General features: G+C 39.8%; 15 protein-coding genes. 6 read left to right on the top strand and 9 right to left on the bottom strand.

What is annotated here, in order from left to right; translation table 11 throughout:
* Window positions 1–22 precede the first annotated feature (22 nt).
* Window positions 23–2107, top strand: a complete 2085-nt coding sequence (locus tag ABT310_RS14320) for a M1 family metallopeptidase (protein ID WP_375324572.1) — start codon at window positions 23–25, stop codon at window positions 2105–2107.
* Window positions 2104–3018 (top strand): patatin family protein, encoded by a 915-nt coding sequence (locus tag ABT310_RS14315; protein WP_375324571.1) that lies wholly within the window; start codon window positions 2104–2106, stop codon window positions 3016–3018. The genes ABT310_RS14320 and ABT310_RS14315 overlap by 4 nt, the downstream gene beginning before the upstream one ends.
* Here the strand turns inward: ABT310_RS14315 and ABT310_RS14310 are convergent, their stop codons facing one another.
* The 4 genes from ABT310_RS14310 to ABT310_RS14295 all read right to left on the bottom strand — a co-directional run bounded on the left by ABT310_RS14310 (window position 3019) and on the right by ABT310_RS14295 (window position 6535).
* A complete protein-coding gene (locus ABT310_RS14310; RefSeq protein ID WP_375324570.1) occupies window positions 3019–3540 on the bottom strand; it encodes a hypothetical protein in 522 nt (173 codons plus the stop codon).
* Between the two features lie 76 nt (window positions 3541–3616).
* Window positions 3617–4390 (bottom strand): hypothetical protein, encoded by a 774-nt coding sequence (locus ABT310_RS14305; protein WP_375324569.1) that lies wholly within the window; start codon window positions 4388–4390, stop codon window positions 3617–3619.
* Window positions 4391–4694: 304 nt separating this feature from the next.
* On the bottom strand, window positions 4695–5978 hold the full coding sequence (locus ABT310_RS14300) for an amidohydrolase (RefSeq protein ID WP_375324568.1): 1284 nt from the start codon (window positions 5976–5978) through the stop codon (window positions 4695–4697).
* A gap of 11 nt (window positions 5979–5989) precedes the next feature.
* Window positions 5990–6535 carry a DsrE family protein gene (locus ABT310_RS14295; protein WP_375324567.1) on the bottom strand — a complete coding sequence of 182 codons (546 nt, stop codon included), beginning with the start codon at window positions 6533–6535 and terminating at the stop codon, window positions 5990–5992.
* 132 nt (window positions 6536–6667) lie between these two features.
* Between ABT310_RS14295 and ABT310_RS14290 the strand changes: the two genes are divergently transcribed.
* A complete protein-coding gene (locus tag ABT310_RS14290; RefSeq protein WP_375324566.1) occupies window positions 6668–9001 on the top strand; it encodes an ATP-dependent helicase in 2334 nt (777 codons plus the stop codon).
* A 150-nt stretch (window positions 9002–9151) separates the two neighbouring features.
* Window positions 9152–11362: a hypothetical protein gene (locus ABT310_RS14285; protein WP_375324565.1), complete on the top strand. Its 2211-nt coding sequence runs from the start codon at window positions 9152–9154 to the stop codon at window positions 11360–11362.
* Here the strand turns inward: ABT310_RS14285 and ABT310_RS14280 are convergent.
* Window positions 11359–12147 carry a hypothetical protein gene (locus ABT310_RS14280; protein WP_375324564.1) on the bottom strand — a complete coding sequence of 263 codons (789 nt, stop codon included), beginning with the start codon at window positions 12145–12147 and terminating at the stop codon, window positions 11359–11361. The two genes, ABT310_RS14285 and ABT310_RS14280, sit on opposite strands and share 4 nt — an antisense overlap.
* Before the next feature lie 180 nt (window positions 12148–12327).
* Between ABT310_RS14280 and ABT310_RS14275 the strand changes: the two genes are divergently transcribed.
* A complete protein-coding gene (locus ABT310_RS14275) occupies window positions 12328–12948 on the top strand; it encodes an L-threonylcarbamoyladenylate synthase (RefSeq protein WP_375324563.1) in 621 nt (206 codons plus the stop codon).
* Between the two features lie 50 nt (window positions 12949–12998).
* Here the strand turns inward: ABT310_RS14275 and ABT310_RS14270 are convergent, their stop codons facing one another.
* From ABT310_RS14270 to ABT310_RS14260, 3 genes are all read right to left on the bottom strand, one after another.
* Window positions 12999–13871 (bottom strand): OmpA family protein, encoded by an 873-nt coding sequence (locus ABT310_RS14270; protein ID WP_375324562.1) that lies wholly within the window; start codon window positions 13869–13871, stop codon window positions 12999–13001.
* Between the two features lie 96 nt (window positions 13872–13967).
* Window positions 13968–14969, bottom strand: coding sequence for a glycosyltransferase family 2 protein (locus ABT310_RS14265; RefSeq protein WP_375324561.1), 1002 nt, complete (start codon window positions 14967–14969; stop codon window positions 13968–13970).
* Window positions 14970–14981: 12 nt separating this feature from the next.
* A complete protein-coding gene (locus tag ABT310_RS14260; protein WP_375324560.1) occupies window positions 14982–15428 on the bottom strand; it encodes a type I restriction enzyme HsdR N-terminal domain-containing protein in 447 nt (148 codons plus the stop codon).
* Window positions 15429–15454: 26 nt separating this feature from the next.
* On the opposite strand from ABT310_RS14260, the gene holA reads away from it, so the two are divergent.
* Complete coding sequence (gene holA, locus ABT310_RS14255) at window positions 15455–16456, top strand: DNA polymerase III subunit delta (protein WP_375324559.1); 1002 nt, start codon at window positions 15455–15457, stop codon at window positions 16454–16456.
* Window positions 16457–16465: 9 nt separating this feature from the next.
* Here the strand turns inward: holA and ABT310_RS14250 are convergent, their stop codons facing one another.
* A complete protein-coding gene (locus tag ABT310_RS14250; protein ID WP_375324558.1) occupies window positions 16466–16843 on the bottom strand; it encodes a DoxX family protein in 378 nt (125 codons plus the stop codon).
* Window positions 16844–16890 lie beyond the last annotated feature (47 nt).

Here is a 16890-nt window from a genome sequence, read left to right as displayed (position 1 = left end):
GGACTTTTGATATGATGATGGTATGAAGCTGACCCCGATTCTTATTTTTTTATTCTTCGCACAACTCTTATCCTCACAAATTCAAGACCATGTGGATTTTGTGCGAGGACAGGTTTTTATTGAACCCATGCCTCAAGAAAAACAAATTAAAGGCAGTGTTGCTTATGAGTTTGAAGTAAAATCTAATGTAGAATCCATCTTTTTGGATGCAGTGAATATGGAATTTGCCCAAGTGACTCTAGATGGTAAAGACATAAATTTTGAATACGACAATCGAAAACTTACCATCAATCTTCAACTAAAAAAAGGCAAGCACCATACTTTGAAAATTGATTATAAGGCTAATCCTAAACAAACGGTATATTTTCTAGGGTGGGAAGACAATGTGGTTGGCAATGAACAAATCTGGACCCAGGGACAAGGAAAATATACCAGTCATTGGTTGCCTAGTTTTGATGATATGAGTGAAAAGGTGGAGTTTGATATATCCATAACTGCAAATAACGGGTATGAGGTGATTTCCAATGGCACTTTAAAGGAGAAACATGGCAATGCTGAGACTACCTCTTGGCAATTCGATATGGAAAAACCCATGAGCAGTTATTTGGTGGGCTTTGCTATAGGTGATTTTAATAAAGTAACGGTTCAATCAGCATCTGGAATCCCCATTGAATTGTATTACGAACCAAAGGATAGCTTAAAGGCCGAGCCAACGTATCGCTATTCAAAACACATTTTTGATTTTTTGGAGCAGGAAATAGGGGTCGCTTATCCTTGGCAGAATTATAAGCAAGTTCCCGTTCAGGATTTTTTGTATGCTGGAATGGAAAACACCACTTGCACCATTTTTTCCAATCAGTATGTGATTGATTCCACCGCTTTTGTGGATAAAAACTACGTAAATGTAAATGCACACGAACTCGCACACCAATGGTTTGGAAATTTGGTCACAGAATCTAGCAGCGAACACCACTGGCTTCACGAAGGTTTCGCTACATTTTATGCCTATTTGGCCGAAAGGGACATATTTGGTGACGATTATTACTATTGGCGTTTGTGGGAAACGGCCAATGCCTTAAATCGGTTTTCGGATGATGACCAAGGAGAGGTGCTGCAAAACCCGAATGCTGGCAGCCTTACTTTTTATGAGAAAGGGGCTTGGGCCTTGGTGATGCTGCAAGAGAAAGTAGGAGAGGAGGCTTTTAAAAAAGCTATCAAAAACTATTTGACAAAATATGCCTACCAAAGTGTTTCCATTCCTGATTTTATCACTGAAATGGAAAAAGAATCGAGATTGAATTTAGATGATTTCCAACAAACTTGGTTAAAGAGTGATGAGTTTCCCATGGAGGCAGTTAAAACGTTCTTAGCTGAGAAGAATGAGTCGCTCAACCAATTTTTTGCCCTTGAAAATCAAATTGGGGACCAAGCCGATATGGCAGAATCTATTGTAAAACTTAAATGGCAAAACCTCAATTCAAGTTTTCTGAAAAGAAATTTGGTATTGAAGTATGGAAGCGATTTTTCGCCCTCATTTTTAAAGGAAATTTTTAACACAGATGACTTAAAAGTGAGGCAATCGGTCATTTTATCCCAAAATACCATTCCAAAAGAGCTTCAAACCGAAATGGAAGCGCTTTTAAATGATGACAGCTATACTGCCATTGAGTCTGCCTTGTATCGCTTATGGACAGATTTTCCAGAAAAAAGAGCCCAATATCTAATTGCGACCAACGGGATAGATGGTTTTCCAAACAAAAACATTCGCTTGTTATGGTTGACTTTAGCTTTAGTTACACCGGATTATCAACCCGATAAAACTCCCACCTATTTTCAAGAATTGACCCAGTACACCGGTTCTGCCTATCATTTTGAAACCCGCCTATTGGCCTTTCAGTTTTTAGAAAATATAGGAGGATTTACCCCGGAGAGCCTAAAAAACCTGATTGATGCTTGCAACCACCATGTTTGGCACTTTAAAAAATCGGCCATGGATATGCTCAACGATTATTTACAGGAAGAAGGAAATTTATCCAAAGTAAAATCTCTGTACCCTTCATTAAGTCAAGAAGAAAAACGATTTTTGGACAAAACTTTAGGTGAATGAGGGCATTGGTTATTTCTGGTGGAGGAAGCAAAGGTGCTTTTGCGGGCGGAGTTGCCCAATTTTTAATCCAAGAAGCCAAACATGAGTACGATTTGTTCGTAGGAACCTCTACGGGTAGCTTATTAATATCCCATTTGGCCTTGAACAAGCTGGACAAAATCAAGGAAATTTATTCATCTGTTGACCAAGACAGTATTTTTAATAATTGCCCTTTTATCATTAAAAAGAAGCATGGGGTAGAGACCATCGCCATTAACCACTGGAACGTGGTCAAAAATTTTATTCGAGGAAAGAAAACCTTCGGGGAGAGTGAAAACTTAAGAAAGCTTATCCGAAAATCCATTACTATTGAAGAATTCGAAACTTTAAAAGATAGTAATACCGATGTAGTGGTCACCGTATCCAATCTTTCGCTGAACCAGGTGGAATACAAATCGATTAACGAATGTACGTATGATGAGTTTATTGATTGGATTTGGATTTCTTCCAATTACACACCCTTTATGAGTTTGGTAAAAAAAAATGGCTGCGAATATGCCGATGGGGGATTGGGTAGTTTGGTTCCGATTGAAGAAGCGCTAAATCGCGGTGCAACCGAAGTCGATGTGGTGGTTTTGCACACCGAAGTCAACCACTTGAACCGTATGTCGTCCAAAAACCCATTTGATTTGATTACGACCATTTTCGGATTTATGTTGGACCGTATTGAAAATCAGAATGTAAGAATTGGGAAATTGGTGGCCAACCAAAAGGATGCTATTATCAACTTTTATTATACACCGACAATTCTCACCACAAACTCATTGGTGTTCAATAAAGAAAGGATGACTTTGTGGTGGAAACGTGGGTATTTGTATGCCAAGAACAAGAACGAGGAAACAAGTCCAATCGACCCTGAACATCAGGAGTAGTTAACTCCAAAGGTCGCTCACTTCTTTTTTAACGTAAGCCAAAGCGGCATTGGAAGGGGACTGCTTTTCCATGGTCTGGTTCAAAATATCTTCTCGCAATTTATCTGGAGAGTCCGTTTCGCTCATTCCAGCAGAACGAATCGCTTGAATAGTAGCGTTTTTTGCCGTTTTGATAATGCTCCAGCACTCATCGGTCATATAGATTTGCTGTGAAAGATTGTGTTCGAATTCAGTTTCAATCTGGCTGATGAGTAGGTTTTCGTAATCGTTTTTACTTTTTCCTTTGGGCGCCACACGAACCACTAGACTGTTCAAGGTAATGCGTTCCAAGAAAAGTGCCATACGCTCATAGGCCTGCAATCGAATGGGCAAGGTTTCTTTTTGGGAATCTTTGTGCAGCAAAAATCGCCTGCGGCCATCTTCGTTTTTGGTGTGCAGTCTAAAAAAATAAAAGGCAACCACACCGGTTACTACTGCGGGCAATAAATAAGCAAATAACTGAAGGATTTGATCTCCACTCATAAGATAGTTAGGTTTTTGTTGATTTTACATTACCAACAACGCATCAAAACCTTAAAAAGTATGTTGAACGGATATCTTATTGGGAAGCTTTGGCACTTTGTTTTGCCGTTGCATAAAATCCTTTGTAGTCAGGCTGTAATTTAATGTTGATGCCTTCTTTAAAGTTACCATCTTTCACAGCGATACCAATTTTTTCGGCAGGCACTTCCAAAGTGGTCACCAATTCGGTGGCAACAGAAGCTGCTTGAAGGTAAGTAGGGCCAAATTCACCTGTAATATTCAAACCTTCCACTTCCGTTGTAAAGTTAGGGTTCAATTTGATTACATTGGCCACTCCTTGTAACCAAGTTTTGCCTTCTTCGGTCAATTCAGAACCAGTATCGGAGCCAAAAAGATTGTCTAAACTGCTGGAAATTGAAATTACTCCATCGGCAACACTAACCTTTGCATTTTCCCCTAAGCTTTGCTTAATGTGGGTCAACGAGACAATGGCGGTAGAATCGTTGGATGAAATCATATCGTTGATACCGCTCAATTGCTTTTCTTTTCGGGCCAATGCTTCCATGGCGCGGTTCACGTTGTCGGAGTTTTGTTTACTCAACTCAGAGAAATTGCTCAAATTGCCCAATAAAGTGGCATTGGCATCACGCAAGCTTACATTTTCGGACTTTAGGGCTTCTGCTTCTGCTTGGGTAGAGGAAACTTCCCTTTTTGTTTTGGCCAATTCCTGCTCTACCTCAGAAATCTTAACTTTTAAGTTGTCGATTTCCGCGATCAGGTCACTCTTTCGTTGAGAAAAAGCACTTGTGGATAGTGCTATAAATACAATTAGAGTACAAATTTTTTTCATAAGTAGTTGGTTTCTTTATTATTAAAATATTGGGGTTAAGCTTAATTTATCTTACCACTGAGGTGATTAAAGTCGTACCACTCTTGCATGGATTCAAAGGGTTTTTCTTGTTTTTAAGATTCATAAACACTCTTTAAATCGCCGCTAAGATAATCATCATCTACATTTACTTAAATATCTTCCGCTTTAAAATGACAATGATACTTTTGAGAGCCGCAGTGTATGCTGCAAATATCAAGCCCCAATATCCAAATTCCAAAAAAATATGGGGTATCGGGGCTAGAGAGCTAGTTTTAAGGTTGTTTTATTTGCGACCTAAATAATCCAAAGCGATTTCGGTCATGGCCTTAACACCTAATTTCAATCCACTATCATCAATTTTGAAATCTGGGGTGTGGTGAGGGAAATGCTCATCAGGACCTGCATTTGGGTCTTTCCCTCCTAAAATGAAAAAGAATCCAGGGACCTTTTCTTGGTAGAAAGAGAAATCTTCAGCACCTGTAACGGCCTTGATCAAATGCACATTATCAGTACCAGCTGCATATTGAAGACTTCCAAGAGAAGCTTCTGTCAACGCTGGGTCATTATACGTAATCGGCACACCTTTAGCAATTTCCACCGTTGCTTCTGCCCTGTAGGCTTTGGCTATGGTTTCGGCCATTTCAATCATGCGCTCGTTTACTTGCTTTTGCATATCGTAATCCAACGTACGGATGGTTCCCACCAATTCGGCACTTTCTGGAATGATGTTGTTTCGAACTCCACCGGAAATTTTTCCAACGGTAATTACAGCCGCTTCCTTGGTCAATTCCAGTTCACGGCTGATGATGGATTGGAACCCATCCACAATTTTAGCGGCTACATAAATCGGGTCAACACCACTCCAAGGTGCAGAACCGTGGGATTGTTTTCCTTTGATGGTTACCACAAAACGTTGGGCCGCGGCCAATGTTCCGCCCGGTTTATAGGCAATGTGCCCAACAGGTAAATAAGAACCAATGTGCAATCCGTAGATGGCATCTACTTTTGGGTTGTCCAATACACCTTCTTTTACCATAAGTTCGGCACCACCTTCTTCTCCTGGAGGTGCTCCTTCTTCCGCCGGTTGGAAAATAAATTTAACGGTACCACGAATTTTATCGGTGTTTTTGGAAAGTACTTCGGCAACACCCATTAAAATGGCGATGTGGGTATCGTGACCACAGGCATGCATAACACCTACTTCTTGACCCAAGAATTCGGATGTAACTTCAGATTTGAAGGGCAAGTCGTTTCTTTCGGTAACAGGCAGGCCATCAATATCGGCTCTTAAGGCTACCACTTTTCCTGGTTTTTTGCCCTTTAAAACTCCAACAACGCCTGTATGGGCAACACCAGTGGTTACTTCCATGCCCAAAGATTTTAGGTGTTCAGCAATTTTTTCGGAGGTTTTAAATTCTCGGTTACTCAATTCTGGGTTTTGGTGCATGTCGCGTCGCCATTCAATAACTTTCGACTCAACAGCGTCAATGTCTTTATCCAGTTTGTGTTCCTGAGCGTACATGGACAAACTCACGGAACAAAGCGCAAGCGCTAAAATTTTTTTCATAATGTGTTGGTTTATAATTTAATTGGACGGTATCCTTGGTTTTGCAATTGAATATTGGCAGTCATGGCCGAAAGGGCAATTTTGACCCCTGGAATTAAATCTTCCTTGGGCAAATCACGCGCATTGGAGGATTGACCGCACATGATGACCTCAACCCCAGCTTCCAATAATTTTTCAATGAGTTCTCGATTGGGGTTTAGGGTGGTGTATCGTTTTTGATGCGCTTCATCAGACAACAGGTTTCTCGCTGCTGTGCCATGGACAATTAGGGCTACTTTTAATTGAGATAGCGGAATGCCACTTTGTACATGCATATTTAGAAAACGAGCTACGGTTTCAATGTTCCGATTGAGTTCTGTATCTGATTTTGGTCCATCTTTAACATCAAACACCACTTTGAATTCTTGGTCGGTATTTGTTACAAAATCAGGCTTGTCGACTTGGAAAACAGCACCGTAGTTTTCAATAACAGGGCCTGTTTTTTTTTCTTGGGAATACACTAAAAAGTTTAAAAGAAATAAAAGGATTAGAGGGAAACGGTAAAAATTCATCAGCATTATTAGTTGAGCTGCTAAATATATTTAAAAACTAAATGAAATCCGAAACGCTGTTTATAAATATTAAAAGCTAGATTTTAGCATCAGCACATTATTGGCTAATTTCACCCCTCTTAAAAAAGTTTCTAGCCCTTGAGTAGTTTTATAGATGAATTGAATGATGCGCAACGTGCTCCGGTTTTACACAAAGATGGTCCGTTGATGGTGATTGCAGGTGCTGGGTCTGGAAAAACCCGTGTGTTGACCTACCGTATCGCCCACTTGATGGAGCAAGGGGTGGATTCCTTTAATATATTGGCACTGACCTTTACCAACAAGGCGGCACGTGAAATGAAAAAGCGGATTGCGACCATTGTGGGTAATTCCGAGGCAAAAAACCTTTGGATGGGAACTTTCCACTCCGTTTTTGCCAAGCTTCTCCGTTTTGATGGTGATAAATTGGGGTATCCGAGCAATTTTACTATTTACGATACGCAAGATTCCCAGCGTTTGATTGCGTCCATTATTAAAGAGATGGGGCTCGATAAGGATATTTACAAGTACAAACAAATCCAAAACAGGATTTCTTCCTATAAAAACAGTTTGATTACCGTCAAGGCCTATTTTCAAAATCCAGAATTGATGGAAGCCGATGCCATGGCCAAACGACCACGTTTAGGAGAAATCTATCAAAATTATGTGGATAGATGTTTTAAAGCGGGCGCCATGGATTTTGATGATTTATTATTGCGAACCAACGAACTGTTGACCCGTTTCCCTGATGTGTTGATGAAGTATCAGGATAGATTCCGCTATATTTTGGTGGATGAGTACCAAGATACCAACCACTCCCAATATTTGATCGTAAAAGCATTGTCCGACCGTTTTCAAAATATTTGTGTGGTAGGGGACGATGCGCAGAGTATCTATTCTTTCCGAGGGGCAAACATCAGCAACATACTAAATTTCCAACGGGATTATGATAATGTAGCAGTGTACCGTTTGGAACAGAATTATCGTTCCACCAAAAACATTGTCAACGCCGCCAATTCCATCATTGCCAACAATAAAAACCAGTTGGAAAAGAACGTTTGGACTTCAAACGACGATGGCGGGTTGATTAAAATCCATCGCAGTCCTACAGATGCGGAAGAAGGTAGGTATGTGGCAGGTTCTATTTTTGAGAACAAGATGCAACAGCAAATGCAAAACGGCGAATTTGCCGTATTGTACCGTACCAACTCCCAATCGAGGGCCATTGAGGATGCGCTTCGAAAAAGAGATATTCCTTATCGGATTTATGGTGGGCTTTCGTTTTATCAGCGTAAAGAAATCAAGGATGTATTGGCTTATTTACGGTTGATCATTAACCCAAAAGATGAGGAAGCGCTTAAGCGGGTCATTAATTTCCCGGCCCGAGGTATTGGACAGACCACGATTGATAAATTGGTGGTGGCTGCCAATCATTACGGTCGTTCAGTTTATGAAGTCATGGATAATTTAGATCGTTTAAATCTCAATATTAATGCGGGAACCAAGCGAAAATTATCGGATTTCGTGACCATGATCAAAAGTTTTCAGATCATGAACGAAGCTAACGATGCTTTCACCTTATCTGAACATGTTGCCAAAAAGACGGGACTGTTGTTGGAGTTCAAAAAGGATGGTACGCCCGAGGGAATTGCCAAAATGGAGAATATTGAGGAGCTTTTGAATGGTATCAAGGATTTTGTGGAGGGGCAGAAAGAAGTCGCCGACGCAACAGGCAGTTTAACTGAATTTTTGGAAGATGTAGCCCTTGCAACGGACATGGACAAAGATGTGGAGGATGATGACCGTGTGGCCTTAATGACGATTCACTTGGCGAAAGGATTGGAATTCCCCTACGTTTATATTGTGGGAATGGAGGAGGATTTGTTTCCATCCGCCATGAGTATGAACACCCGTAGTGAATTGGAAGAGGAGCGTAGACTCTTTTATGTGGCCTTGACACGGGCTGAAAAACAAGCATTCCTGACCTATACTCAAAATAGATATCGCTGGGGAAAACTCATCGACGCCGAACCGAGTCGATTCTTGGAAGAGATTGATGAAAAATACGTGGACAACCTAGTTCCAGTGAATGATGGTTACCGTTACAAATCCATGCTCAACGCCAATATTTTTGGTGAGGTGGACAAGAGCAAGCTTCGTCAAATAAAACCGCAAAACGGTACTCCGCCAAGTATTCAAAAACCCAATGAAAACCAACTTAGAAAGTTGCGAAAGCTTAAACCCGAAATTTCATCCCCATCAGCGAGTTCCAATGATATTGATCCTAATTTAGGAATTGGCGCGTTGGTTAACCACACTCGTTTTGGTAGAGGAAAGGTGTTGAACATTGAAGGGGTGGGCAACGATAGAAAAGCAGAGATTCATTTTGACAATGGTGGTATCAAAAAGCTGTTACTTCGTTTTGCCAAACTTGAGGTATTGAACAAGGCGTAAATTAAATTTTCATTTTCCCGTGATCATTTAAGGTGGTGGTTAGGGATTTTCCAAAATAACTTGGGAAGTCGGGTTGGACGGTTTAAAATCACTAAATTCAAAGTTTAGATTTTAAATGTATTTGACCAAACCAACCAACTAACTTACCTGATGAAACAGATTTTCTCCAAACCTCTTTTTATTTCCGTAGCCCTATTTGTAATTATTTTATTCGGAGTAGCCGGTTTTCATTACGAAATAGGATATCCCGCTTGGCTCACCATGCTCTTGGGTATTGTTATCGGAGCTTTGCTTGTTGTCTTGATCCAATTGCTTTTGCATTATTTGGCTCCATGGCTTAAAAAGATACCAACATCCGTTATAATTTCTTTAGTTGCGGGGTTTATGGCCCTTTATATTATGCGGATGTATGCTTTTCGTTGGCCTACCCAGGTGTTTTATGTGATGGCGCTTATTGGCTTTATTTCCACACTATTATTTGTATTTGGTATCGCCCAGTTGATTAAGGCTAAAAACTTTAAGTCGGGCGGCGGAATGATTGTTTTGTCTATCGCTCTTGTGGCTTTAGGATTTTACAGCTTCAATGGTTTGGATGGTGACCCTTATATAAGTGAGGAGGACGAGACCGTTTTCAATCAAGCTGATTATTTATCCAACAAAGGACTGGAAAATCCAGCTACCCCAGGTTCTTATGAGGTGGAAAGTTTTACCTATGGAAGCGGGACCGATAAAAAAAGACCTGAATATGCCGAGGGAGTAAAATATAAAACCCCCACAGTAGATGCTTCCTTGATGCTCCCTGAGTGGCAAGGTAAAAAGAAAAAATGGCGAGAAAAGTTTTGGGGTTTTAGTGTGGATAGTTTCCCGCTGAACGGTCGCGTGCACATGCCAAAAGGCGTAGGGCCATTTCCCATTGTATTGATGGTACATGGCAACCATAGTATGATTGATTATTCTGATGGGGGGTATGCCTATCTGGGAGAATTATTGGCCAGTAGGGGTGTGATTGCTGTTTCGGTGGATGAAAACTTCATCAACGCCCATTGGTCTGGTGATTTTAGGGGTAAAGAAATGCCAACAAGAGGTTGGTTATTGCTAAAGCATTTGGAGCAATGGAAAAAATGGAACCAAGACGTACCAGATCTCAAAGGAAAGGTGGATTTGGATAAGGTAGTGCTTATGGGGCATTCGCGAGGAGGCGAAGCAGTTTCCATCGCAGCTGCCTTTAATAAGTTGGATAGATTTCCTGATAACGGGAATGAAACATTCGATTTCAATTTTGGAATCAAGGGCATTATAACGGTGGCGCCCACCGATTATCGTTACGACCGTGAAATAAGTTTACAAGACATCAATTATTTGTCAATTCAAGGTGCTTATGATTCTGATGAGACCAGTTTTTGGGGCATGAGACCGTATCATCGGATGGAATATTCCGAGAATTTTGAAGGTTTTAAAGCGGGTCTTTATATGAATCATGCCAATCACGGACAATTTAATTCTACCTGGGGTCGGTCAGATTTTGGAGCTCCAATGAAGTGGTTGTTAAACCTTGAGCCATTGGTTTCCGGGGAAGAACAACGAGAAGTGGCCAAAGTTTACATCAGTGCTTTTGTGGAATCCGTTTTGAAAGACAATGATTCGTATGTACCCATGTTTCAAAATGTGGATTTGGCAATGGATTGGTTGCCAAAAGAGCAGTACATCAGTCAATATGAGGATAACCAAAAACTAATTTTGGTAGATTTTGAAGAGGATTTGGATGTTACTCGCGCAGCAGAGGGAATTATGCTTACGGCAGAAAACTTTAAAGTTTGGAAGGAGAAGGAATTATTGGCCCGAGATGGTGGAAGTCAGCAAAACAAAGCAGTGGTTCTGGGTTGGAAATATGCTAAAGCCGATACGGATTCAATTCCTGTCTACAGCATTGCATTAACGGACTCCCTAAAAGACGTTAAGTCTGCCGATACCTTGGCTTTTTCTATGGCCATTGGGGATTTGTCTGAATTAAAGTTAGAGGACAAACAAAAGAAGAAAACCAAATTGCCCAACAAAGGTTTCAATTTTAGTGTGGTGCTAGTGGATAGCATGGGCAATAAAGCATCTGTCGCTGTGGATGAACATAATGGCTTTTCACAAAAAATCAAATCCAAATTCACCAAGTTTAAATTCTTGGATAAACAGATGATAGGCGGTGATTCCGAAATTCAATTAAAAAGCTGTTACATTCCTGTTTCATCCTTTTTAAAGCAAGAAGACAGTTTGCACTTAAACAAATTAAAAAGTATCGATTTTGTGTTTGATAAAGATACTTTAGGGGTTCTGGTACTGGACGATATTGGCTTTTACCTAAAGGACTAATCTTCAAAGGTGTTGTTAACAAATTTGTCACCATTAAAAAACAGGGATTGATGTACACTGGAAGTGTCCAATGTGTCTCTAAACTCGATTTTTAATCCATTTTCCAAGACTTCAAAATGATTCGGTAAATTGTTCTCTTTTGCCAGGCGTGTTGAAATATGACTTTCTCTATTGGGAAAACTGTAATATACTTCAAGATGACCATCGCGCAGAATGTAACTGTTTAAACGCTGAAAGGAACTGGAAGGGTTGTCGATATTTCCATAAACCAAATACATAGTTTGACCTGTATTGGAATCTACCTGGTAAATTTTACGGTACATAATAGGCTCGCCATAAAGTGATGTCGGTATTATTTTATCCTTACTTAGGTGTAGCGCAATATTTTTTATTGCATTTCCAGATGCATCCATTCTGGTGAACCAAGAAAAAATACCGACATTTCTGTCTGGAGATATTACAAACGTAAAAGCATGGCGCGATTTACCATATTCAATTTCCAGAGCTTTTAAAATCTCTTTAGATTGAATGTTTTCTATGACCCTTCTAATTTTTTCATTGATGCTTACGATGGATTCAATGGCTTTATAATCGTGATTCTTTGTTTCAATTTTGTTGAGCTCCACAAATAAACTGTCCAGTGTAGCTATTAATTCCTTTTCATTTTCAAAAGAAAAGTCTTTATCCGTCTTTTTAAAATTGGATAAACAACCCAGCATAATACATATCAATACACAGCAAGAAAATAGGATAATTCGTGTTCGTTTAATGGTAATAAAGGCCATGGGATTGTTTTTTGCAAAGCTGACCTATTTTTTTGTGGAATTTTGGAGACAATTTATCAATGCGGTGTTTGGGTTGATGAACACCTATTTTGAATGGACGTAAATAAAAACCTACGGAGCAACAGTGTATGCCATGTTATCTTTTGCTAACTTGCTCAATGAATTCGTAGTTGAATTGTAATGGCAGAGTTAATTAAGCTTTATGAAGAAAATCCTAACCCGCGTCAGGTGGAGAAGGTTGTCAGCATTCTTAGAAAAGGAGGGCTTGTAATCTATCCGACCGATACGGTTTATGGACTGGGTTGTGATATTACCAACTCAAAGGCTTTACAGCGAATTGCTCGAATTAAAGGCATAAAATTGGAAAAGGCCAATTGGTCTTTTGTTTGTGCCGATTTGAGTAATTTATCCGATTATGTCCGCCAGATAGACAGCACTACGTTTAAATTGCTCAAGCGCGCTTTACCAGGACCGTATACTTTTATTTTACCTGGAAACAATAATCTGCCGAAAGACTTTAAGAAAAAGAAAACAGTAGGTATTAGGGTGCCAGACAACTCTATTGCCCAAGCATTGGTTTCACAATTGGGACATCCCATCGTTTCTACTTCCATTCGCGATGAGGATGATATTTTGGAATACACTACGGATCCTGAGTTGATCTTTGAAAAATGGCAGAACCTTGTGGATGTTGTGATCGATGGCGGATATGGGGATAATGTGGCCTCAACAGTTATAGATGTGTCAGAAGGAGAGCCAGAAGTTATTCGGGAAGGAAAAGGAAGTTTGGATATTTTATAAATAAAAAAAGCGGCCTTATGGGCCGCTTTTCATTTTATTTCAAGAACATATTAGTTTCCTGTTCCTCCAATGCTAGGGTCTTTCATTCCCTCTTCGATCATGTTATAGAACTGATCGATTTTTGGAAGTACGACAATACGAGTTCTTCTGTTTTTAGCTCTGTCAGCAGAAGTATCATTGCTTACCAATGGCACGTAGTAGCTACGTCCGGCAGCAGTCATTCTCTCTGGAGCTACACCAAAGTCATTTTGTAGGATTCTAACAACGGAAGTTGCTCTTTTAGCACTCAAATCCCAGTTGTCCAACAATACACCGCTTCTGTAAGGTACGTTGTCTGTGTGACCTTCTACCATAAATTCGAAGTCAGGTTTGTTGTTTACCACTTTGGCCACTTTGCCCAATACTTCTTTTGCTGCATTGGTTACGTTGTAGCTTCCGCTTCTAAACAATAGTTTGTCAGAGATGGATACGAACACCACGCCTTTTTCAACGCTGATTTCGATATCCTCGTCGTCCAAGTTGCCCAATACACCTTTAAGGCTCTGTACCAATGCAAGGTTAACAGAATCTCTACGAGTAACGGCATCTTGAAGTTTTCTGATGGTAAGGTCTTTTTCTTTTAGGCTTTCCAAAGACTTTTCAAGGTTTTCAGCACCTTTGGTGGTTAGGGTGGTAAGGTTGCCCATGTTGTTGATGAGCTCTTGGTTGTTTGCCTTTAAGAATGCATTTTGGTCCTCAAGAGTTTTTAATCTTGAATCTGCAGTTGCTTTTTCTTCCAAGCAATCGTTCAACTTAACCGTTGCAGAATTCAATAAATCTTGAGTTTCTTTTTGTTTGGCCTCCAATTCAGCATATTTCTTTTGCGAAACGCAAGAAGATAAAAGAACGGTCATAGCCAAAGTTCCTAGAAAAATTTTTTTCATAGTTCAGAGTATAATTTAAGGGTTGTTATAAATGTCATTAGTACAAAAACTAAACCAAAATTAGATAAAAAGCAAAGCTTCCTTAATCCAGTATCGTTAATCTTTTACTAAAATGTTAAAATTCCTTATTTGATGTACGAAATAGGACCACACTATGGATGTCGTGGTATAATACTTTAATATAAAATTAGCTTTTTCCCGCTTTCGGTACATGCCCCTAAAATTAACATAAAAACTCCAATGTGCCCTAAGAATCGCAAAGCAATGTTTAAACCTGAATTGTAACACAAAACGCAAGGCAGCAATGCCATCAAGCAACAAGCGTAACAAAATAATCGTAAAGGCCCTTTTTCGTGGTAAGTTCTTAGTGATGGAATAGAGTGAATTCCTAAAATTTAAATAGGTTTTCTTGGGATTCATATTGGAAAGGGTGGAGCCACCCAAATGGTATACTTTGCTTTCTCCAACATAATATACCTTGTGACCTGCATTTTTGGCTCTCCAACACAAATCTATTTCTTCTTGGTGGGCAAAATAGTCCTCATCAAATCCTTCGAGGGTTCGGTATACTTCGCTCTTAATGAACATACATGCTCCTGTGGCCCAAAACACCTCTTTAATGTCGTTGTATTGCCCTTCATCCTTTTCAATGGTCTGAAAAATGCGACCGCGACAAAAGGGATAGCCCAATTTGTCAATAAATCCACCTGCCGCCCCTGCATATTCAAAATGGTCCCGTTGCATTAGGTCCAAAATTTTAGGTTGAATGATAGAGGCTTCTGGAATAGCTTGAAAAGCTTTTTTGATAGGCTCTAGCCAGTTCGGGGTCACTTCAACATCAGAATTCAGTAGGCAAAAGAGGTCGGCTTCAATATGTTTTAAACCATCGTTGTAGCCCTTGGCAAAACCACCGTTTGTCGAATTTTGAACAATTCCGATACTAGGGTAGTTTTGTTTTAAGAAATCAACAGAACCGTCAGAACTAGCATTGTCCACCACATATATAGCTGCTCCCTGGGAATATTCCATGACAGAGGGCAGAAACCTTTCCAATAAGGCCTCACCATTCCAATTGAGTATAACAACAGCGATTTTCAAGATGGTGGCAAATTAACGGCTAAAATCAGGAATTTCCTTTAAAAACCTATAATTTTCAAGCTGGTGGTCCATTTCGCAATAATAATGGTTCAATCCGTTGGTCACCATTAAATATTGGGCATCCAATTCGTAATTATACCGGGCAATTTGGTCAAAAGTACTTTGGTCTATCTTCACTTCTGGGGCTTTGCATTCCACCAATAAATAAATACTACCATCTGGATTGAAAACCACAATATCGTAACGCTTTTTTAAGGTGTTGACAGTCAGTTGCTTTTCTACGTTCACTAAACTTTTGGGATAATTATTGGTGAAAATGAGAAAATGCAACACATGTTGACGAACCCATTCCTCGGGTTGGAGCACCACAAACTTTTTACGGATGCCATCAAAAATGTACTGTCTATTTTGGCTATTTTTGATTCGAAACTTATACGAAGGAAAGTTCAAAGGTTGCATAAAACGCATCTGGTGATAAATACTGAATGGACAAAGTAAAGGAGATTGTATCGGAAATCAATAAAGGAAATCCAAAACCTATTTATTTTTTAATGGGGGAGGAGCCCTATTACATTGACCGTATTTCCAAATACATTAGCGATAATGTGTTGTCGGAGGATGAAAAAGGGTTCAACCAAATGGTGCTTTACGGAAAAGAAACTTCTGTAGATGAAGTAGTGGGCAATGCCAAACGATATCCGATGATGGCCGATTACCAAGTGGTAATTGTGAAAGAAGCCCAACATTTATCTAGAACCATTGAAAATTTGAACGCATACGCCGAAAATCCTCAGCCCACCACGATTTTGGTGATTTGTTACAAGTACAAAAAGTTGGATAAGCGTAAAAAACTGTACAAAACCATTAAAAAAACCGGGGAGCTATTTGAGAGCAACAAACTTTACGACAATCAGGTGGCGGATTGGGTGAGACGTACCATGGCAGGCAAAAACTATAAAATGTCGCCAAAATCCTGTATCATGTTGGTTGAGTATTTGGGTACAGATTTAAGTAAAATCAGTAATGAATTGGACAAATTGACTTTAGTGGTGCCTGCAGGAACTGAAATTACTCCAGAAATAATTGAAAAAAATATTGGTATCAGTAAGGATTTCAACAATTTTGAATTAAAGAAAGCCATTGGGGAGCGCAATGTGAAGAAGGCGGCGCGAATTATTGATTATTTTGCGCAAAATCCCAAGGACAATCCTTTTGTGGTAACGGTAACGCTTCTGAACACCTTCTTTACCCAATTGTTGCAGTACCATGGTTTGAGTGACCATTCCCCCGGCAATGTGGCCAAAGTATTAGGGGTTAACCCTTATTTTGTAAATGAATATGTGGTGGCGGCCAAAAATTATCCAATGAAAAGGGTGAGTGGTATTATTTCAAATTTGCGTGAACTCGATTTAAAGGGCAAAGGTGTTGGTGCCAATAACATGGACCAAGCTGATTTGCTCAAAGAATTATTGTTCAAGATTGCCTAGAGAGATAAATTACTTTTTATCAACACTATATTTTCCGGGACCTACCAATATAATTACAATAAATACGACCAAATAAAGAAGAGCCTTCTCTTTGGTGCCAAAAGGGTCTGCGCCATGTGCAATAAAAGCAGCTACAAACATGGTAATCGCTGCTGGTATCGCGGCCCATCTTGTTTTAAAACCAATAATCATTAAAAGAGGACATATAACTTCACCAATTACCGCTAAAAAAAGCGATGGGGCTTGACCTATACCAAAAGGGTCAGCAAATTCGGTGTTACCATTGATGAGTCGCATGAGTTTTGGAATACCGTGCGTTAACATAAACGCTGATGGTGCAATTCTCAACAAAGCCAATCCGATGTGTACTGAAGGGGTATTTTTCATTCAAGGGGAATTTTTGTTGCGTGAAAATATTAATTAAGTTTTAAAAA

Source organism: Flagellimonas cixiensis, from assembly GCF_042134615.1.
GTDB classification, from domain to species: Bacteria; Bacteroidota; Bacteroidia; order Flavobacteriales; family Flavobacteriaceae; genus Flagellimonas; species Flagellimonas cixiensis.
Note: the sequence above shows the minus strand (reverse complement) of the source record. Positions and strands in the feature narration are given on the sequence as shown.